Source organism: Streptomyces sp. NPDC046821 (genome assembly GCF_040645335.1).
In the GTDB taxonomy this organism is placed as follows: Bacteria; Actinomycetota; Actinomycetes; order Streptomycetales; family Streptomycetaceae; genus Streptomyces.
In genome coordinates this window covers 227,914-246,903 of sequence record NZ_JBEYYB010000002.1, presented here as the reverse complement: position 1 = coordinate 246,903, position 18,990 = coordinate 227,914, and the positions used below count along the sequence as shown (strand labels likewise).

The 18,990-nt window shown below is 71.6% G+C and carries 15 protein-coding genes; 8 read left to right on the top strand and 7 right to left on the bottom strand.

What is annotated here, in order from left to right:
- Positions 1-93: 93 nt before the first annotated feature.
- The gene (locus tag ABZ893_RS04710; protein WP_361396725.1) at positions 94-600 is read left to right on the top strand and encodes an ATP-binding protein; all 507 of its coding nucleotides are present in this window, start codon (positions 94-96) and stop codon (positions 598-600) included.
- A gap of 142 nt (positions 601-742) precedes the next feature.
- Here the strand turns inward: ABZ893_RS04710 and ABZ893_RS04705 are convergent, their stop codons facing one another.
- Both ABZ893_RS04705 and ABZ893_RS04700 read right to left on the bottom strand, forming a co-directional pair.
- Positions 743-1,822, bottom strand: a complete 1,080-nt coding sequence (locus tag ABZ893_RS04705) for a DUF2637 domain-containing protein (RefSeq protein WP_361396723.1) — start codon at positions 1,820-1,822, stop codon at positions 743-745.
- A gap of 227 nt (positions 1,823-2,049) precedes the next feature.
- Complete coding sequence (locus ABZ893_RS04700; RefSeq protein ID WP_361396721.1) at positions 2,050-2,895, bottom strand: (2Fe-2S)-binding protein; 846 nt, start codon at positions 2,893-2,895, stop codon at positions 2,050-2,052.
- Between the two features lie 195 nt (positions 2,896-3,090).
- Here ABZ893_RS04700 and ABZ893_RS04695 point away from each other — a divergent pair, with 195 nt between their 5' ends.
- Positions 3,091-3,810: a GntR family transcriptional regulator gene (locus ABZ893_RS04695; RefSeq protein ID WP_361396718.1), complete on the top strand. Its 720-nt coding sequence runs from the start codon at positions 3,091-3,093 to the stop codon at positions 3,808-3,810.
- A 265-nt stretch (positions 3,811-4,075) separates the two neighbouring features.
- Here ABZ893_RS04695 and ABZ893_RS04690 read toward each other — a convergent pair whose 3' ends face one another.
- On the bottom strand, positions 4,076-4,852 hold the full coding sequence (locus ABZ893_RS04690; RefSeq protein ID WP_361396715.1) for a hypothetical protein: 777 nt from the start codon (positions 4,850-4,852) through the stop codon (positions 4,076-4,078).
- A gap of 148 nt (positions 4,853-5,000) precedes the next feature.
- Positions 5,001-6,713 carry a PucR family transcriptional regulator ligand-binding domain-containing protein gene (locus tag ABZ893_RS04685; protein ID WP_361396712.1) on the bottom strand — a complete coding sequence of 571 codons (1,713 nt, stop codon included), beginning with the start codon at positions 6,711-6,713 and terminating at the stop codon, positions 5,001-5,003.
- 324 nt (positions 6,714-7,037) lie between these two features.
- Here ABZ893_RS04685 and ABZ893_RS04680 point away from each other — a divergent pair, with 324 nt between their 5' ends.
- The 5 genes from ABZ893_RS04680 to ABZ893_RS04660 all read left to right on the top strand — a co-directional run bounded on the left by ABZ893_RS04680 (position 7,038) and on the right by ABZ893_RS04660 (position 13,887).
- On the top strand, positions 7,038-7,928 hold the full coding sequence (locus tag ABZ893_RS04680) for a xanthine dehydrogenase family protein subunit M (protein WP_361396709.1): 891 nt from the start codon (positions 7,038-7,040) through the stop codon (positions 7,926-7,928).
- Positions 7,928-8,500 carry a (2Fe-2S)-binding protein gene (locus ABZ893_RS04675; RefSeq protein WP_361396706.1) on the top strand — a complete coding sequence of 191 codons (573 nt, stop codon included), beginning with the start codon at positions 7,928-7,930 and terminating at the stop codon, positions 8,498-8,500. The genes ABZ893_RS04680 and ABZ893_RS04675 overlap by 1 nt, the downstream gene beginning before the upstream one ends.
- A 4-nt stretch (positions 8,501-8,504) precedes the next feature.
- Positions 8,505-10,904 (top strand): molybdopterin cofactor-binding domain-containing protein, encoded by a 2,400-nt coding sequence (locus tag ABZ893_RS04670; RefSeq protein WP_361396704.1) that lies wholly within the window; start codon positions 8,505-8,507, stop codon positions 10,902-10,904.
- 329 nt (positions 10,905-11,233) lie between these two features.
- Entirely contained in the window at positions 11,234-12,691 is a 1,458-nt protein-coding gene (locus tag ABZ893_RS04665; protein WP_361396701.1) for an NCS2 family permease, read from the top strand.
- 44 nt (positions 12,692-12,735) lie between these two features.
- Positions 12,736-13,887, top strand: coding sequence for an XdhC/CoxI family protein (locus tag ABZ893_RS04660; RefSeq protein WP_361396699.1), 1,152 nt, complete (start codon positions 12,736-12,738; stop codon positions 13,885-13,887).
- A gap of 9 nt (positions 13,888-13,896) precedes the next feature.
- Here ABZ893_RS04660 and ABZ893_RS04655 read toward each other — a convergent pair whose 3' ends face one another.
- A complete protein-coding gene (locus ABZ893_RS04655) occupies positions 13,897-15,687 on the bottom strand; it encodes a hypothetical protein (RefSeq protein ID WP_361396696.1) in 1,791 nt (596 codons plus the stop codon).
- 84 nt (positions 15,688-15,771) lie between these two features.
- Between ABZ893_RS04655 and ABZ893_RS04650 the strand changes: the two genes are divergently transcribed.
- The gene (locus tag ABZ893_RS04650; protein WP_361396693.1) at positions 15,772-17,235 is read left to right on the top strand and encodes a hypothetical protein; all 1,464 of its coding nucleotides are present in this window, start codon (positions 15,772-15,774) and stop codon (positions 17,233-17,235) included.
- Between the two features lie 4 nt (positions 17,236-17,239).
- On the opposite strand, the gene ABZ893_RS04645 is transcribed toward ABZ893_RS04650, so the two are convergent.
- Both ABZ893_RS04645 and ABZ893_RS04640 read right to left on the bottom strand, forming a co-directional pair.
- The gene (locus ABZ893_RS04645; protein ID WP_361396691.1) at positions 17,240-17,680 is read right to left on the bottom strand and encodes an SRPBCC family protein; all 441 of its coding nucleotides are present in this window, start codon (positions 17,678-17,680) and stop codon (positions 17,240-17,242) included.
- Positions 17,681-17,904: 224 nt separating this feature from the next.
- On the bottom strand, positions 17,905-18,816 hold the full coding sequence (locus tag ABZ893_RS04640) for an oxygenase MpaB family protein (protein WP_361396689.1): 912 nt from the start codon (positions 18,814-18,816) through the stop codon (positions 17,905-17,907).
- Positions 18,817-18,990: the final 174 nt, after the last annotated feature.

The window sequence follows — 18,990 nt, the reverse complement described above, 5'->3', positions numbered from 1 at the left end:
GCGGCACAAGTGTGTGGGGCATCCATTCCCGTGTACGCGTTCGAGCGGGGTCGCAGGAGAAGGGTCAGGGTCATCGGCGTGCGGGCGGGGGACATGAAACAGCAGGCACGAAGAAGCGTTCCCACCACGGTGGTCGGGAGCTCCCCGGCGAAGGAAGCGCGGGACGACGACAAAGCGACGGGCGACATAGACGGCGAAAGCAGCGGCAGCAGCGGCCGCGCGCTGCTGAGACGCACGCTGGGGCGGTCCGATCTGCGGGCGGTGTCCGAGGCGCGGCGCGCGGTGCGTGAACTCCTGGGCCAGTGGGGCCCGTCGGACCAGTCCGACACGGCGGAACTGCTCACCAGCGAACTGGTGACGAACGCCCTGGTGCACACCGACCACGACGCCGTACTGACGGCCACTCTCGACCCCAAGCGGCTGCGCGTGGAGGTCAGGGACTTCGTGGGGCGCAGACCGAAACTGCGCGCACCCGTCGCCGACGAGGGCACGAACGGCCGGGGCCTCGTCCTCGTGCAGTCCCTCGCGGACTCGTGGGGCGTACGGGCGCTGGGCGCGGGGAAGATCGTCTGGTTCGAACTGGACGGTGGTCCCGCGTGACTTGGTTCGAACTGGACGGTGGCCCCGCTTGATCTGGTGCGAACCGGACGGTGGCCCCGCGTGACACCGCGAGGCCACCGTCGACGGCCCGCCCGCCGGGCCGGACTCCCCTGGGACGACGGGCCCTCGGGCCTCCCCGTCCCTACCCGAATTGCTGCTCGAGGTCCTTGAGCTTCTGCTCCAGGGAGTCGAGCCGGGGCAGGGCCTGGGTGTCGTCCTCCGCCGTGAGGTCGACCGTGACGGGCTTGCCGGACTCAGGGCCGTTCCTGACGGCCTGGAGGGAGGGGCGCACGCGCAGCGGCAGCTGCTCCTGGGCCGAGGGCGGCTGGTCCTCCGATATGGCGGGGTCCGCGCCGACCTGCGCCGTCCCGGCGCCCGCGGAGACGGCGGCCTGCACCTCGACCTGGTGCCCGCTGCGCCCGCCGAGCATTTTGTGGCCCCGGCTGATCGCCTTGAGCTGGGCCCGCTCCAGCTTCTCGTGCTCGCGCCGGCGCTGCCGGTTCTGTTCCTTCTCGCGCTTGTCCTCGCGCACCTCGTCGACCGCCTCGTCCAGGGTGCGTACGCCTTCGAGCAGCATCAGCGACCAGGCGTTGTACGTCTCGATGGGTGCGCGCAGCCAGCGGACGATCCGGATCTGCGGCAACGGCCTCGGTACCAGGCCCTGTTCACGCAGGGCCGCGCGGCGCGTCTGCTTCAGCGCCCGGTCGAAGAGGACCGCCGCCGACAGCGACATCCCGGCGAAGAAGTGCGGGGCGCCCGCGTGGGCGATGCCGCGCGGCGCGTGCACCCAGTTGAACCAGGCGGCGGCGCCGGCGAAGGTCCATACGAGTATCCGGGACCCGAGCGCCGCGTCACCGTGGCTCGCCTCGCGCACCGCGAGCACCGAGCAGAACATGGCCGCGCCGTCGAGGCCGAAGGGGACCAGGTACTCCCAGCCCCCCGACAGGCTCAGGTTCTGCTGGCCGAAGCCGACGAGTCCGTGGAAGGAGAGCGCGGCGGCGACGGCGGCGCAGCAGAACAGGAGGACGTAGGACGCGGTGCCGTAGACGGCCTCCTTGCGTCTGCGGCGCTCCTCGCTGCGCTCCCACGAGTCGTCGGAACCTGCGGCCGCCTTCTCCCCGGCGCGCCTGCCGCGCGCGAGGACCGCAACCGCCGCCAGCAGGCCCAGGAGCAGCACGGCGCCCGGAAGCAGCCAGTCCAGCGATATGTCGGTCAGTCTCATCTGGGGTCCCTTGCAATCGCGGTAGGGCTTTTCGGCGGCCATATTGGCTCACGGTCACCGGCCCGCAGGGACTTTCGGGACAAGAGAACGCCATTGGAGTGCGAGGGGGCGCGAGAAAGGGGTATGCGCTCGAACTCGCACCTGAACGAGGGGTGTTGAGTTCGAATAGCGTCACCCGAAAGGGTGGTTCACCGGGTGGCGCTGGCTCTCCGTGGCTCTCGGCGGGCTCAGACGGTGGCGCTGAGCCTCGCCACGCGGTCCGCGTCGCAGGTGCGGGGGCAGGTCACGCAGGTGTCCTCGGGGCGCAGCGTGTAGAAGAGGCAGCAGCTCGCCCGGTCGCGCGTCGGCAGCGACTGCCCGTCGGGGCCGGTGAGTTCACGGAACGCGGCCTTGCCCACGTACGGCTTCGTCGTGCCGGGCAGCAGCAGTTCGAGGTCCCGCATCGCGCGGCGCTCCTCGCCGAGCAAGTGGGCGACGTACCAGAGGCCTTCGACGATCTCGTCGGTCGCCATGCCCCACAGGGCCCTCCGGCCGCGTCGCATCCGTGGTCCGAATCCGGCCAGGACCGGGCCGAGATGGTCGGCGACGGCCGCGCGGACCTCGGCCCGCAGCGCCTCCTCGTCCGGTACGACGTGCGCGCCGGGCAGTGCGGCGGCCGGGTCGCCGGGCAGGCACGCGAAATCGGTGACGCGTACGGCCATCCGGCCGAGCGTGCGCTGGAACGTGACGTTCGCCGGGGGGAAGCGGGGGACGCGGCGGTCCAGGAACCACGGCACCGTCACCAGGAGGCAGGCGGGCCACGCGTAACGGTGGAGCCCGAAGCTCGCGACGACGTCCGGGCGGGCCCGCCGCCCGTGGTCCTTGAGCACCTGTGCCTCGTCCCACGCGAGGAACGCGTCGAGCGCGGCCCCGCCCTCCGCGAGCCGGTCCGCCGCGACCCAGCCGTCGCCCTCGGGGGCCCGCTCGCCGTCCGCCAGCTCGGTGATCCGTAGCGCGGGGAAGACCTCGGTGAGGCGGGAGTACGCGGGCGTCAGCGCGCCGGTGGCCAGGGAGGCCGATGCGGGAACGGACATGCAGGGGACCACCGAATCGCGATCGTTTGCAGGTAAGCCTTACCTTACCCGAACCTCTGGGGGTTTGAACTGCGGGCGCGGCCGCCTATGGTCTTGCGTTGGACGAATGCCACGGAACATTGACGACCTGGGAGGACCGGCGTGGAGCAGGTCAGAACGCGCGCCGACAGCGGTCCCTTAGGGATGTCCGCCGGCGTGCCCGAGCAGCGTGGAGTCGCCGAGTGGCGCCCCGGTTCCGAGCGGACCCGGGGCGAACACACGCATGGCGAGACGCCGCCGGCGCGCGCCCGCGTCGAGCGGACCTCCGTGCGCGGGCAGGTCCTCGACGCGCTGCGCACCGCGCTCGTCCACGGCGACCTCGTACCCGGCGAGGTCTATTCCGCGCCCGTACTCGGTGACCGCCTCGGCGTGTCGGCGACGCCGGTGCGCGAGGCGATGCAGCAGCTGGCCCGCGAAGGCGCCGTCGAGGTCGTCCCCAACCGCGGCTTCCGCGTCACCGAACGCAGCTCCCGCGAGCTGGCCGAACTGGCCGAGGTGCGCGCCCTGCTCGAAGTGCCGGTCATGCTCCGGCTCGCCCGTACGGTGCCCGGGTCGTGCTGGGCCGAACTGCGGCCCCTCGCCGAGGCCACCGTCGTCGCGGCCGCCGCCGGTGACCGCGCGCACTACGCGGAGACGGACCGCGCCTTCCACCGGGCGATGCTCGCCCTGAACGGCAACGAACAGCTGGTCCAGGTCGCGGACGACCTGCACCGCCGAGCCCAGTGGCCCCTCCCCGGCGGCGGCCCCCTCGCCCGCCGAGCCGACCTGGTCGCCGACGCGGCGGAACACATGGCACTCCTGGAGGCCCTGGAAGCGCAGGACCTGTCGGTGGTGCAGGAATTGGTACGGGAACACTTCACGGGGGCGGTGGATTAGGGGCTGCGTTCAGGCTGGCTGACCTCGTCGGCGGGTTCGTCCCGGCTGACGTCGGATTCGCCGGCTCCAAAGCCCGCGCCCGGTGGCCCCTGAGCCCTTGCCCGCCGACTCCGCCCGAAGCTGGTGCCGCCGCCTGACCCTGGGCTGCTGCGGGGTGCCGCCCCCAGGGTTCGCGGCTCGCCGCCGCAAGCCCACGCCCGCTGCCCGCGCAAGCCCCCCGCTGCCCGCGCAAGCCCCCCGCCGGCTCGCCCAAGCCCCCACAGCCCTACGCCGCCGTAGCCAACTGCCCCTCCAGCCACGTCGGCACCCCGCCCAACAGGCGGAACAAACGCATGGCCTCCGAGCGGAGGCGGGCCGCTTCGTCCGGGTCCGGTTCCGCTTCCGCCAGGGACGCGAGGGCCGGGGCCGTGCCCACCAGGTAGCCGAGTTCCTCGCGGATGCGCAGGGACTCGGCGAAGCCGTGGCGGGCCTCCGTCAGTTCGCCTTCGCGCAGGGCGAGTCCGGCCAGATGGCGCCACGTGAAGGAGAGCAGGAGCGGGTCCGGGTGGGCCGTGGCGCCCGCGTGGGCCCTGCGGTACGCGGCGCGCGCCGCCTCTGGTGAGTCCGCCAGGTTCTCCGCCATCAGGCCGCGCCGGAAGTCGAGCAGGGCGCGCCCCGGGGAGCCGGGCGCGAGCAGCGCGGCGGCCCGGCCGAGCGCGGAGCGCGCCTCGTCGGCCCGGTCCCGTACGCCCAACAGGGTTGAGGTGTAAGCGAGTTGACCCCGTTCGCAGGCCGCCGCGCCGCGTTCGTCGTCGTCGTGGGCCAGGGCCTCGGCGGACCGCAGCGCGTCCTCCGCCGCCGCCCACCCGCGCTCCGTGTAGAGGCAGCGCTCCACGAGAAGAGCCGCCCGCTGGAGCGCGGCCCGCGCGTCCGTCTCAGCCGCCGGGTCGAGCAGCGCCGCCGCGTCGGCCCAGCAGGCGCGCGAGCGCAGCCGCCATACCGCGGTCCGGAGTGGATCGTCCCCTGCAGTCGTTCCGGATCCAGACATGGCGGACTGCGCCACGTTGCCCTCCCCGAGCACACCGTTGAGCCGAGCTGTCGTGCGCGCATCTCAGCACGAATCGGTACGCCCGGCCAAGGGGGTGGGTGAAAGATTTCACAAACCCGTGGGGTTGCGGACGCGGCCCGAACCCGCTCCAGGTCGCCCGGGTTCAGCTCATACGCAGGGCCAGGAAGAAGTCGAGCTTGTCCTCGAGCCGGGAAAGATCGCGATTGGTGAGCTGCTCGATCCGCCCGACGCGATAGCGCAGCGTGTTGACGTGGAGGTGCAGACGGCTCGCGCAGCGCGTCCAGGAGCCGTCGCAGTCGAGGAACGCCTCCAGGGTCGGGATGAGCTCGGCGCGATGCTTGCGGTCGTACTCGCGCAGCGGGTCGAGGAGGCGGGCGGTGAAGGCGCGGCGTACGTCGTCCGGGACGAACGGCAGCAGCAGGACGTGCGAGGCCAGCTCCTGGTGGCCGGCGGCGCAGACCCGGCCCGTGCGGGCGGCGGCGACGCGGCGGGCGTGCCGCGCCTCTTCGAGTGCGCCGCGCAGCCCCTCCGCCGAGTGCACGGCGGCGCTGACCCCGAGGGTGAGCCGCCCGTCGTCGGCGAGGCCCGCCGTCAGCGGGTCGCGTACGGAGTCCAGGAGCGCGTCGGCGTGCAGCCCGGCCTCCGTGCCTTCGTGCTCGGCCGACAGGGCGGGCAGCGGTACGAGCGCGATGGCCTCGTCGCCGGTGTGGGCGACGGCGATGCGGTCGGACGGCTCGGGCCCGGCCGACAGGGCACCCCCCTTCGCGTCCGTCCGGGCGTCCGGTGAGGGGTCTACGAGGATCTCCTCGAGGAGGGACTGGGCGACGGGCCCGCCCTCGACGGCGCCCCCCTCCCACTCCACCTTCGCCACGACGACCTGCCAGTGCGGGGCCGCGCCGAGACCGGGAAGGAGGACCGGCGCGGCGACCCGCAGGCGGGCGGCGATCTCGGCCGGGGCGGCGCCCGTCTGGACCAGTTCGAGGACTTCCTGCGCGAGGCGCCGCCGTACCGTGCGCGCGGCGTCTCGGCGGTCGCGTTCGACGGCGATCAGCTGCGTCACGCCCTGGAGCAGGTCGAGCCGCTCCTCGGGCCAGTCGCCCGCGTCGGCCTCGACGGCGAGCAGCCAGTCGGACAGCACCGTCTCCCGCACGTCCCGCGACGCGGGCGCACCGGCGCGGGCCACGCTGCGGATCGGGAACAGCGAGTACGTGGTGCCGTCGAGGGTGACGCGGTGCGGGCCGCGCCGTCCCGTGCGGGTCGCCGCCAGGTGCTCGGCCGCGAGCCGGGCGCAGACGCCGGCGGGCAGCTCGGGCCCGGCCGCGCTGGACCCGGCGACGGGCCGGCCGGCGGGGGAGAGGACCCAGGCCCGCAGGTCGAGGTCGGTGGTGAGGAGGTCGAGGACCACGTCGGGGCCGCCGCCCGCGGGGCCGGACGTCATGAGGCGCCGGTGCCGGTCGACGACGGCGGCCAGGTCACCGGCCCGCTCGCCCGAGACCTGGCGCACGACGTGCTCGGTGATCGTCGCGAAGGCGACGGACTCGTTGACCGCGAACAGCGGGAGCCGGTGGCGCGCGCAGGCCTCCACGATGTCGTCGGGCACGGGCCCGAACTCGGCCTCGCCCGCCGCGAGCGCCGTCACACCGGCCGCCGCGAGGATACGGACGAACGGCTCGGCGTCCGCCGGGCCGCGCCGCCACGCCAGGCCGGTGAGGACCAGCTCACCGCCGGAGAGATATCGGCTGGGGTCCCGCAGGTCCGTGGTCATCACACCGCGCACGGTCCGGTCGAGTTCGTCCTCGCCGCCGAGCAGCCTGAGGCCCAGCGCGTCTGTGTCGAGGAGGGCGCGCAGCCGCATCTCGTCGCCGCCGATCTGTTTCGAAAACTGTGCTTGATCTGGGAGGGAGCCCCTGCCGGATTCCACCGGCCGCGGGTGCGCCGCGCGTTTCCCGGGGGAACCGGTGAGGTGGATGGGGACCGCCGTTCATATGAATCTACAAGACGTCCCCGTTGGCCAGCCAACTCCTTCATGGTTTCCGTGACTGACCCCGGTGGCGTGGCGCGCTGTGTACTGGGCGCACTCCACGTAGACAGCACATGAACGAGCCGGCGCGGTCCGCACATCCCGTGGCTCGATCCGCATCCAAGACGACCCACGAGATCACGAAGAAGAGAGCCGCTCATGGACTTCCTTCGCCCCGCAAGCTGGGAGGAGGCGCTCGCCGCCAAGGCCGAGCACCCCACAGCTGTGCCGATCGCGGGTGGCACCGATGTGATGGTCGAGATCAACTTCGACCACCGGCGCCCCGAATACCTGCTCGACCTGAACCGCATCGGCGAGCTCGGTGAGTGGGAGGTCGGACGGGACACCGTCCGCCTCGGCGCCTCCGTCCCGTACACCCGGATCATGGAGAACCTGCGCACCGAGCTGCCGGGTCTCGCCCTGGCCTCGCACACCGTGGCCTCGCCGCAGATCCGCAATCGCGGCGGCGTCGGCGGCAACCTCGGCACCGCGTCGCCCGCCGGCGACGCCCACCCGGCGCTCCTCTCCGCCGGCTGCGAGGTCGAGGCCGAGTCGGTACGCGGCTCGCGCCGGATCCCGATCGACGAGTTCTACACCGGCGTGAAGCGCAACGCGCTCGCCCCCGACGAGCTCATCAGGGCCGTCCACATCAAGAAGGCCGACGGCCCCCAGCAGTTCTCCAAGGTCGGCACCCGCAACGCGATGGTCATCGCCGTATGCGCCTTCGGCCTCGCGCTGCACCCCGAGACCCGCACGGTCCGCACCGGCATCGGCTCGGCCGCGCCGACCCCGGTCCGCGCGAAGGCCGCTGAGGAGTTCCTGAACGCGGCGCTCGAAGAGGGCGGCTTCTGGGACAACGGCAAGATCATCACCCCGTCGGTCGCCAAGCAGTTCGCGGACCTGTGTTCGGCCGCCTGCAACCCGATCGACGACGTCCGGGGCACGGCGAGCTACCGCCGGCACGCGGTCGGCGTCATGGCCCGCCGCACGCTGACCTGGACCTGGGAGTCGTACCGCGGTTCCGCCGCGCGCACGGAGGGAGTCGCGTAATGCGCGTCAATTTCACGGTCAACGGCCGTCAGCAGGAAGCCGACGACGTGTGGGAGGGCGAGAGCCTTCTCTACGTCCTGCGGGAGCGCATGGGACTGCCCGGCTCCAAGAACGCGTGCGAACAGGGCGAGTGCGGATCGTGCACCGTCCGCCTCGACGGCGTACCGGTGTGTTCGTGCCTGGTGGCCGCCGGACAGGTCGAGGGCCGCGACGTCGTCACCGTTGAGGGTCTCGCCGAGTACGCCAACAACCGTTGCTCCGAAGGCAGTTCATGCGGTACGTCGCTCCAGGAGGCCAAGAGCTGGTCCGCCGAGGGCACCGACTCGCAGACCGGTGAGGGCGTGAAGCTCGCCCCGATCCAGCAGGCGTTCATTGACGCCGGAGCCGTCCAGTGCGGCTTCTGCACGCCGGGCCTGCTCGTCGCCGCCGACGAGATGCTGGAGCGCACCCCGAACCCGTCCGACGCGGACATCCGCGAGGCCCTGTCCGGCAACCTGTGCCGCTGCACGGGCTACGAGAAGATCATGGACGCGGTCCGGCTCGCCGCCGCGCGCCAGTCCGAGGAGGTCTGAGGACATGGCTGACACGCGCACCACGGGCATCCCCTTCAACGTCACCCAGGGATCCAGGACCAAGGGCGGCATCGGCGAGTCCACGCTCCGCCCGGACGGCACCCTCAAGGTCACCGGCGAGTTCGCGTACTCGTCCGACATGTGGCACGAGGACATGCTCTGGGGCCAGATCCTGCGCTCCCCGGTCGCCCACGCCGAGATCGTCTCCATCGACATCGGCGAAGCGCTCGCGACCCCCGGCGTCTACGCGGTCCTCACCTACGAAGACCTGCCGACCGACGTGAAGAACTACGGCCTGGAGATCCAGGACACCCCGGTCCTCGCACACGGCAAGGTCCGCCACCACGGCGAACCGGTCGCCCTCGTCGCCGCCGACCACCCGGAGACGGCGCGCCGCGCCGCCGCCAAGATCAAGGTCGACTACCGCGAACTCCCCGTCATCACCGACGAGGCGTCCGCGACCGCACCCGGCGCGATCCTCGTCCACGAGAACCGCGACGACCACCACAGCGGCCACGTCCCGCACCCGAACATCGTGCACCGCCAGCCGATCGTGCGCGGCAACGTCGAAGAGGCCGCCAAGAAGGCCGACTTCATCGTCCGGGGCGAGTACACCTTCGGTATGCAGGACCAGGCCTTCCTCGGCCCCGAGTCCGGACTCGCCGTGCCCTCCGAGGACGGCGGCGTCGACCTGTACGTCGCCACCCAGTGGCTGCACTCGGACCTCAAGCAGATCGCCCCTGTCCTCGGCCTCCCGGAGGACAAGGTGCGCATGACGCTGGCCGGCGTCGGCGGCGCGTTCGGCGGCCGCGAGGACCTGTCGATGCAGATCCACGCCTGCCTGCTCGCCCTGCACACCGGCAAGCCGGTCAAGATCGTCTACAACCGGTTCGAGTCCTTCTTCGGGCACGTCCACCGCCACCCCGCCAAGCTCACCTACGAGCACGGGGCCACGAAGGACGGCAAGCTCACGCACATGAAGTGCCGGATCGTGCTCGACGGCGGCGCCTACGCGTCGGCGTCCCCCGCGGTCGTCGGCAACGCGTCCTCCCTCAGCGCCGGCCCGTACGTCATCGACGACGTCGACATCGAGGCCATCGCGCTGTACTCCAACAACCCGCCCTGCGGCGCGATGCGCGGCTTCGGCGCGGTCCAGGCGTGCTTCGCGTACGAGGCCCAGATGGACAAGCTCGCCGACAAGGTGGGCATGGACCGGGTCGCGTTCCGCCAGCTCAACGCGATGGAGCAGGGCACGATCATGCCGACCGGGCAGCCGGTCGACTCGCCGGCCCCCGTCGCCGAACTCCTGCGCCGTGTCAAGGAGATGCCGCTGCCGCCCGAGCGCCAGTGGGAGTCCAGCGAGGGCTCCGACGTACGCCAGCTGCCCGGCGGCCTGTCCAACACCACGCACGGCGAAGGCGTCGTACGCGGCGTGGGCTACGCGGTCGGCATCAAGAACGTCGGCTTCTCCGAAGGCTTCGACGACTACTCAACCGCCCGTGTGCGCATGGAAGTTGTCGGCGGTGAACCCGTCGCCACCGTGCACACCGCGATGGCCGAGGTCGGCCAGGGCGGCGTCACGGTCCACGCCCAGATCGCCCGCACCGAGCTGGGTGTCGCACAGGTGACGATCCACCCCGCCGACACCCAGGTGGGCTCGGCCGGTTCGACCTCCGCGTCCCGCCAGACGTACGTCACCGGCGGCGCCGTCAAGAACGCCTGCGAGCTCGTGCGCGAGAAGGTCCTGGAGATCGGGCGCCGCAAGATGGGCACCTACCACCCGGCGTGGGCCACGGCCGAACTCCTCCTTGAGGGCGGCAAGGTCGTCACCGACGGAGGCGAGGTCCTCGCCGACCTCGTCGACGTACTCGAGGACGAGGCCGTCGAGGTCGAGGAGGAGTGGCGCCACCGGCCCACCGAGCCCTTCGACCTGCACACCGGCCAGGGCAACGGGCACGTGCAGTACTCGTTCGCCGCGCACCGCGCCGTCGTCGAGGTCGACACCGAGCTGGGCCTCGTCAAGGTCATCGAGATGGCCTGCGCCCAGGACGTCGGCAAGGCGCTGAACCCGCTCTCCGTCATCGGCCAGATCCAGGGTGGCACCATCCAGGGCATGGGCATCGCGGTGATGGAGGAGATCGTCGTCGACCCGAAGACGGCCAAGGTCAGGAACCCGTCCTTCACGGACTACCTGCTCCCCACGATCCTCGACACGCCGACCATCCCCGTCGACGTGCTCGAACTCGCCGACGACCACGCCCCGTACGGGCTGCGTGGCATCGGTGAGGCCCCGACCCTGTCGTCCACGCCGGCCGTCCTCGCGGCGATCCGCAACGCGACGGGCCTGGCGCTCGACCGGACCCCGGTACGCCCCGAACACCTCACGGGAACCGGCCCGGCGTAACAGCTCTCCGGACGGTGCGTGCCTCCCAGGAACGTCACATTTCCGCCGCCCGCACCGTCCGGAGCCTCTCTCCTCGCACCACCCCGTGCCTTTCCGGCATCACCTGTGCCCTCTGGCACCACCCCGTGCCTTCCGGCGCCCCCGCGCGCCTCCGGCACGCCCTGATTCACCCTGCAGCACCCCGTACCTCTGCTTGACGCAGCTTTCCGGCGTCATCCCGTTCGTCTCGGGCCGTCCCCCGGGTCGTGCAGCCCACCCACCAATCCCAAATCCCGCGATCTCCAACCAGTTTCGTGCGGGTGCCCCTGTGAACCTTGGGAGTAGGCACCATGACCCAGCAGTCCCTGGAGCCGGACACCGTCGCGGAGGACGCGGGCCACGGCTCGCGCATCCCCGCCGGACGGTCCTGGCTCGACCGGTACTTCCACATATCCGAAAGAGGATCCAGCATCCCGCGCGAAGTGCGCGGCGGCGTCACGACCTTCATGGCCATGGCGTACATCCTGCTCCTCAACCCGCTGATCCTGTCCGGCAAGGACGCCGCGGGCGACACCCTCGGCCAGAAGGCCCTGATCACCGCCACGGCCTTCGCCGCCGCGTTCACCACGCTCCTGATGGGCTTCGTCGGCAAGGTGCCGCTCGCGCTCGCCGCGGGGCTCTCGGTGTCCGGCGTGATCTCCTCGCAGGTCGCCCCCCAGATGACCTGGCCGCAGGCCATGGGCATGTGCGTGATGTACGGCGTCGTGATCATGCTCCTGGTCGTCACCGGCCTCCGCGAGATGATCATGAACGCGATCCCGCTGGCCCTCAAGCACGGCATCACCATGGGCATCGGCCTGTTCATCGCGCTGATCGGCCTCTACAAGTCCGGCTTCGTACACGTCGGCAAGGCCACCCCGCTCGCGCTCGGCGCCACGGGCCAGCTCTCGGGCTGGCCGGTCCTGCTCTTCGCCGGCACGCTCCTCCTGATCTTCATGCTCCAGGCGCGCAACACGCCCGGCGCGATCCTGATCGGCATCGTCACCGGCACGATCGTCGCCGTGATCCTCAACGCGCTCGGCGTGATCGCCCCCAAGGAGTGGGCCAACGGCGCACCCGCGCTGCACGGCAGCGCGGTCTCGATGCCCGACTTCTCGCTCTTCGGCAAGGTCGAGTTCGGCGGCTGGGGCCAGGTCGGCGCGATGACTGTCGGAATGATCGTCTTCACGCTCGTGCTCGCCGGTTTCTTCGACGCGATGGCCACCATCATCGGCGTCGGCACCGAGGCCGGACTCGCCGACGACAAGGGCCGGATGCCGGGCCTGTCCAAGGCCCTGTTCATCGACGGCGCCGGCGGTGCCATCGGCGGTGTCGCGGGCGGCTCCGGCCAGACCGTGTTCGTCGAGTCGGCCACCGGCGTCGGAGAGGGAGCCCGTACGGGACTCGCGTCCGCCGTCACCGGGCTGTTCTTCGCGGCCTGCCTGTTCTTCACCCCCGTCACCGCGATCGTCCCCCAGGAAGTCGCCTCTGCCGCGCTCGTCGTCATCGGAGCGATGATGATGATGAACGCCCGGCACGTCGACTGGGCCGACCGCGCCACAGCGATCCCGGTGTTCCTGACCGTGGTCCTGATGCCGTTCACGTACACCATCACCACCGGTGTCGCCGCGGGCGTCGTCTCCTGGGTCGCCATCAAGATCGCCCAGGGCAAGGCGCGGGAGATCGGGGCCTTCATGTGGGGCCTGACGGTGATCTTCCTGGTGTACTTCGCCCTCCACCCGATCGAGGCCTGGCTCGGCGTCCACTGACGCACCGACCGCCCGCCCTCCACGTCACGTTCTAGGAGACCGAAATGCTGGACATCGCTGAAGAGCTCGACCGGTGGGTCGGGCAGGGACGCGAGTTCGCCGTGGCCACCGTCGTGGCCGTCGGCGGCAGCGCACCCCGCCAGCCGGGTGCCGCGCTCGCCGTCGACACCGACGGCACCGCGATCGGTTCGGTCTCCGGCGGCTGCGTGGAGGGCGAGGTCTACGACCTGTGCCGGCAGGCGCTCGACGACGGCGAGACCGTCCTCGAACGCTTCGGATACTCCGACGAGGACGCCTTCGCCGTGGGGCTCACCTGCGGCGGAGTCATCGACATCCTCGTCACCCCGGTCCGCGCGGACTCCCCGGGACGGGCGGAGTTCGCGGCGGCGCTGTCCGCCGCCGCCCAGGGCAGGGCGGCGGCGGTCGCGCGGGTCACGCAGGGACCGGCGGATCTTCTCGGCCGGGCGATCCTCGTACGGGACGACGGCGGTTTTGAAGGGACCCTCGGCGGCCACCCCGAGCTGGACCGCACCGCCGCCGGCGAGGCCCGCGCGCTCCTCGACGCCGGACGCACCGCCACCGTGGAGATCGGCGAGGACGGCTCGCGCTGCGGGCAGCCCCTCACGATCCTCGTCGAGTCGTCCGTCCCGCCGCCCCGCATGATCGTCTTCGGCGCCATCGACTTCGCGTCCGCGCTCGTCCGGATCGGCAAGTTCCTCGGCTACCACGTGACGGTGTGCGACGCCCGCCCCGTCTTCGCGACGCCGGCCCGCTTCCCGGACGCGGACGACATCGTCGTGGAGTGGCCCCACAAGTACCTGGAGCGCACGGAGACCGACGCGCGGACCGTCCTGTGCGTCCTCACCCACGACGCCAAGTTCGACATCCCGCTCCTCCAGCTCGCGCTGCGCCTCCCCGTCGCCTACGTAGGCGCGATGGGCTCCCGCCGAACCCACCTCGACCGCAACGAGCGGCTCCGCGCGGTGGGCGTCACGGAGCTCGAACTGGCGCGCCTGCGCAGCCCGATCGGCCTTGACCTGGGCGCTCGCACTCCGGAGGAGACTGCGCTTTCCATCGCGTCGGAGATCGTGGCGAACCGGCGCGGGGGGAGTGGGGTGTCACTGACGGGGGCGCATACGCCGATTCATCCGGATGCGGGGCCGGGGCCGTCGGGGCGGATCGGGTCGGTGGCTTGAGGGGGCTTTTCAGCGGAACTCCCCGCGCTGCAACGCCTCATTGACGGTTGCCAGGAGCTGGCCCATTGCCACGACGAGGGCGCGGTGGGCCAAGTCCCTTAGGAATGACGCCTGTTCCTCCCCAAATTTCGGATCTTTCGCCGCTTTACTGACGTGGTCGAGCTGCTCGAGCATGGCGTCGAGTAGACGTCGGGACCCCTCGCTGAGGGGGCTCGGAGTGGCGGGGAGGAGAAACGTGAGGTTGATGTAGCCCTCGGTCGCCGCGTGTTCGACGGGTCCGAGACTCCCGGCGGTGACCGAACTGCTCTTCTGTCGTCTGATCTCCTCCAGAAACCCGCCGAAGGTGTCACGGAGCTCGACAAGCAGTGAGGACAGCGCCACCGCGTCACCGACTTCCGGGGAGTCGACGGGCGGGGGGCCGGCCACGTCACCGGGGCCGGGCGAGGCGGCTTCCTCGGTGGCGGACGAGGACGCCTCATCAGATACGGGCGTGGGGTCGGGTACGCGTACCGTCGCCGCCACGTACGGCGCGACGTCGGCCGGGCGCACGGGAACGGGCGTGCGCTGCGCCGGCAACTTCCCCTCGGCCGTAGGGCCCGCTGCCCCCCGCGGTCCCGCCACGAACACCGACTCGCCCGGCTCGTACGCGTCGACCGACCGGAGATACTCGCCGGCCGCCTCCGCCGCGAGCCGGAAGAACCACCACCGGTCCCGCGCGTCGTAGCGGGCGCGGGCCGTGAACATGAGGGCGCACGCCTGCAACGACAGCAGCCACTGGCCGGGCCACTCGCTCGAAACGGTGCGCCTGCGAAGCCAGTCGTCCGGCGCCGCGCGTACCTTGTGGATCACCTGGGCGAGACCCTGCGGGATCAGCAGCCCTGGAGTGTCCCGGCCCACGAGCAGTTCGAGCAGCTCGGCGCGGGCGTCGTCCGACAGGTGCGGCAGGAAGTCCGCGACCAGGCACAGCAGCAGATGCGCGGGGTCCCGGGCGAGCAGCGCCCCGTCGTCGAAGCGCGACAGGTCGATGAGGACGTAGCGGCTGATGTCCGCGTCGGGTTCCTTGGGCACCATGATGTTGCCGGGGTGCAGGTCGCCGTGCGCGCGCCCGCGCATGGGGTAGGCCACCGTGTGCTCGGCGAGCGCACAACTCTCCTGCAGATGAACGGGGTTGGGTACGGGAAGGGCGCCCGGACGCCCTGTCCGGATCCAGGGTGTGGAGAGGTCGAGGCCCAGCTCCTCGCGGACCCAGACGGACAGCGGTCCGTCCCGCTCCAGGCGCCGGTCCAGCAGTTCGGCGACGAACTCCGCCGCCGTCATCTCGCCGTTCGTCCGCTCGTCCGGATTCCAGTCGGCCAGCAGGGACCGCGTGATCTCCGCCGCGACGCCGGGCAGCCGCAACTGCCGCAGGATCGTGCTGAGCGTCACCATGGTTTCGTCGTTGCCGGCGAAGCCCTGGAACATCAGCCATGCGTCGCCCACCGGCATCGGGTCGTAGAGCTGCTCCACCAGATGATGGCGGGGATACGCGCCGGAGCCGTTCGGAAGGGAACGTATTGCGGCGGTGTGCCGTCCCGGCTCCATCGAGGCGCCCCGGTCCGGGGAGCAGAGCTTGATGATCATCCGGCGGTTGGGTCGCCGTGGATCGCCGTCCCGGACGAACACAGAGGCGAGGAGCGCGCCGCTGCCGCCGGTGTCGAGCCATTTCGGGGCGGACAGGGGGCGGTGGTTCTGCTGCTGCCACTGATCGAGCAATTTGGCTGCGAGCGCACCGAACTCGGCGAACGGGGAAGGGCGTTCCATCAACTCAGTATCCCTACACGGCCGCGCGCGTGTTCGCCCTCGCGTGATATCTCCTGGGGAGACCATGAAAAGGGTGAGGGGAACATGGCACGTCTCAGGGGGAGCAGGCGCCCGCGGTGGCGCCCGGAGCCGGGTGACACGGTCGACGCGGCCCGGCTGCGCGAGGAGATCACCGGACACCAGGCGGCGGCCGGCACACTGCTCAGATTCGAGGGCCTTCGCGTACGCGGCCCGCTCGACCTGAGCCGCTGTCGCGTCGACGCCGGGCTCGAACTGGTCGACTGCGTCTTCGAGGAACCCCTCCGCTGCACCGAACTCACCATCCCCTCACTCGACTTGACGGGATCGACGCTCCCCGCACTGCGGGCCGACCGGATCGCCGTCGAGGGTGACCTGCGGCTGTCCAAGGCACGGCTCGGCAGCGGGACGCCCGTATCCCGTCCGCTGGCCGGTCCGACCGCGACCGGCGCCGGACCCCGCGTGCCGCGCCGCCTCGCAGAGGACTCCACGTCCGCCGCCTGCGAACTCGCCGACGCGCGCATATCCGGCAACCTCGTCGCCGAGGAACTCACCGTCGCCGACGACGCCCCCTGGTCCCTGCTCGCGCCCCGCCTGAACGTGTCGGGCTCGGTCCACGCCCGAGGCCTCACCACCACCGGCGCCCTCTACCTGCGGGACGCGCAGATCACGTACGCGCTCAACCTGCACGGCGCGGACGTCGGCGGCCTCGACGGCACCGGTCTCGCCTGCGGGCGCGGGCTCTACGCGGACTGGGGTTTCCGCAGCTCAGGGCAGGTGCTGCTGCGGGGCGCCACGATCGACGGTGTCGTGACGTTCCACGACAGTGTCATCGGCGGACCCGAGGGCGCGCTGCTCCTGAGCCGGCTCCGGGTGCCCCGCCTCCGCCTGGACCTGCGCGAGGCGCCGGCCGGTGCCGTGGTGCTCCAGGACGCCGCCGTCGACGTGCTCGTCGACGCCGAGGCCACCTGGCCGGCGCAGGGCAGGCTCAACCTCCAGGGCTTCACGTACAAGCGCCTCGAAACCACCGAACCTGTCAACGTGCGCTCCCGCGTCGACTGGCTGACCCGCGACCCGAACGCGGGCGCGGGCTCCTTCGAGCAGCTCGCGACGTCGTACGAGGGGGCCGGCGACGAGCGGTCGGCCCGTACCGTGCGGCACGCGAGGGAGCGCCACATGCGCCGCCTCGACCGGCTGTCCGGGCGGGTCTGGGGCCTGCTCCAGGACGTGCTGTTCGGCTACGGGTACGCCCCGCGCCGGGCTCTGATCTGGCTGCTCTGCCTGGCCGCCGCCGGGTCCCTGTGGTTCGCGAACCACGAGCCGCGCGCGGTCAGCGGCTCGGGCCAGCGGGCCTGGGACCCGGTGCTCTACAGCGTCGACCTGATCATCCCGGTCGCGAGCCTCGGCTATCGCGGATCCTGGGACCCGCACGGCATGGGCAAGGTCGTCGCGGTCTTCCTCGTCGCGTCCGGGTGGACCCTGGCGACGGCCGTCCTGGCGGGCGCCCGGCGAGTCATCGGCAGGGGCTGACCACTCAACTCCCGTATGTCAGAAGCCCATTGACCGCACGCGAGAACATCAGGTGGCCCGCTCGCGCCAACAAGGGATCGCAGCGGCGTGGTAGTCGGCGTACGTGGATCTCCTCGTGCCAGGTGATGCGGGAGCCGGGGCCGTGCGGGGTCACCTCGATCTCGGCCCAGCCGGTGATGAACGTGCCGCGTTTTTCCAGGCGGCAGTGGCCCGGGGTGTCGGCGTACGGGGGCGCCCAGGTGACGACTTCCATCGGGTCGTCGAAGGCGAGCCGGCCCACGCCCGTGCGGGGCACGAAGACGGTGCCCTCGCCGGTCGGGGGAGGGGTGGTGACCCTGACGCGGGTGAGCGGGACGACGTCGCCGTGGCGCTGCCAGTCCGTCAGGCGGCGCCACGCCTCGGCCGCCGGGAGCGGCGATTCACGGGTGATTCGGATCAGGGCCACAGGCCGGATCCTAGGGCCGGTCTTCAGTTGCCGCCTGCCTGGCGACGCCTGGCACGCACTCCCCCAGCTCTCGGCGTCGCTCGAGCGGGGGGACCCCCATCGAGGGCTCTCCGCCGCCTTGCGATCGCACGCACCAGACGCCGCCAGGCCCGCCCTCCGGGCGGACGACGGGAATTTGAAGACCGGCCCTAGAGCCGGCCCGTGGGTCACGCCCGGCGGCGTGGTCAGTGATCGTCCGCGGTGCCCTCGGTGGACGATGCCGCGTGCGGGACGGGGCAGCCGCCTCGGCCCGGCGTCGGGAAGGTGCCGAGGTCGGCGATCCGGTAGCCGTTCGGGTAGCCCTTGATCTCGGGGTTCTGCCGGGCGTAGTGCGGGGTGCTGCGCGGCGGCAGCAGCCGGACCGCTCGGCCGCGCAGCCGTACGGCGCCTTGGACGAGCTTGCGCGTGGCGGCACCCGGTGCCTCGTAGCCGAACGCGCGGAGCAGTGGGTCGTCAAGCAGTGCCAGCGTTGACTTCTTCAGGGCCGGGGCGAGGAAGCCCGGGTACCAGGACGCCATGAGGGCGAGCGTCGCGTCCGACACCCGGCGCGCCCCCTCGTCCAGACCGAAGTGCTCGGCCTCGTACGTGTCGAGGCAGCTCTCGAACTCCTCGTACGAACCCGGGACGTCCTGGATGCCCATGTGCCGGCCCAGGGTGCGGTAGTAGTGCGCCGCGGCCGTCGTCTCGTGGCGTGACAGCCTGCGCCAGCCGTACGCGTCGAGCCAGCGCTTGGGCACCACGACGAACGTGCACAGGACGTAGCGCATGTCGTCGTTGCTGATGTCGTAGCTGCGGTGCATCTGGTTGATGCGGCGGATCGCCGTACGGCCCTGGACGCTGTCGAAGCCGTGCTCGACCACCGCGTCCAGCAGGAGTGCCGTGTCGTCGTACCGCTTCTGCGAACGCTCCGTCAGCTCGGCCGTCCGGTCGAGCAGCGCGCCGATGCTCGGGACGGCGTACGTGCGGTAGAGGGCGAGCTCCAGCGCCCGCGTGTAGTCCCACGGGAACTCGAGTGTGCTGCTGAGCCGATAGATCGTCAGCCAGTCTGTGTCCGGGTCGAGTTGCAGGATCTGCCGGAGCCGGTCGTAACGCCGCATGTCATCCCCCATCCGAGGTCGGGAGATCAACTCTAGGGGGTGAGTCGGGGTGGGGGAGGGGTGTCGGGGGCACGTCAGGAACACAGGACGCAGGAAAGCGCCCCGCGCCGACGGTTTACCTCCCGCGTACCTGGTGACCCGATCAGTACGTCAGTGCAGGCCTGTGGGACGTAG

Coding starts and splice junctions, on each gene's coding strand:
- ABZ893_RS04665 (WP_361396701.1), top strand. CDS start 11,234: ATGACCCAGCAGTCCCTGGAGCCGGACACCGTCGCGGAGGACGCGGGC.
- ABZ893_RS04710 (WP_361396725.1), top strand. CDS start 94: ATGAAACAGCAGGCACGAAGAAGCGTTCCCACCACGGTGGTCGGGAGC.
- ABZ893_RS04655 (WP_361396696.1), bottom strand. CDS start 15,687: ATGGAACGCCCTTCCCCGTTCGCCGAGTTCGGTGCGCTCGCAGCCAAA.
- ABZ893_RS04650 (WP_361396693.1), top strand. CDS start 15,772: ATGGCACGTCTCAGGGGGAGCAGGCGCCCGCGGTGGCGCCCGGAGCCG.
- ABZ893_RS04670 (WP_361396704.1), top strand. CDS start 8,505: ATGGCTGACACGCGCACCACGGGCATCCCCTTCAACGTCACCCAGGGA.
- ABZ893_RS04700 (WP_361396721.1), bottom strand. CDS start 2,895: ATGTCCGTTCCCGCATCGGCCTCCCTGGCCACCGGCGCGCTGACGCCC.
- ABZ893_RS04685 (WP_361396712.1), bottom strand. CDS start 6,713: ATGCGGCTGCGCGCCCTCCTCGACACAGACGCGCTGGGCCTCAGGCTG.
- ABZ893_RS04675 (WP_361396706.1), top strand. CDS start 7,928: ATGCGCGTCAATTTCACGGTCAACGGCCGTCAGCAGGAAGCCGACGAC.
- ABZ893_RS04705 (WP_361396723.1), bottom strand. CDS start 1,822: ATGAGACTGACCGACATATCGCTGGACTGGCTGCTTCCGGGCGCCGTG.
- ABZ893_RS04640 (WP_361396689.1), bottom strand. CDS start 18,816: ATGCGGCGTTACGACCGGCTCCGGCAGATCCTGCAACTCGACCCGGAC.
- ABZ893_RS04660 (WP_361396699.1), top strand. CDS start 12,736: ATGCTGGACATCGCTGAAGAGCTCGACCGGTGGGTCGGGCAGGGACGC.
- ABZ893_RS04680 (WP_361396709.1), top strand. CDS start 7,038: ATGGACTTCCTTCGCCCCGCAAGCTGGGAGGAGGCGCTCGCCGCCAAG.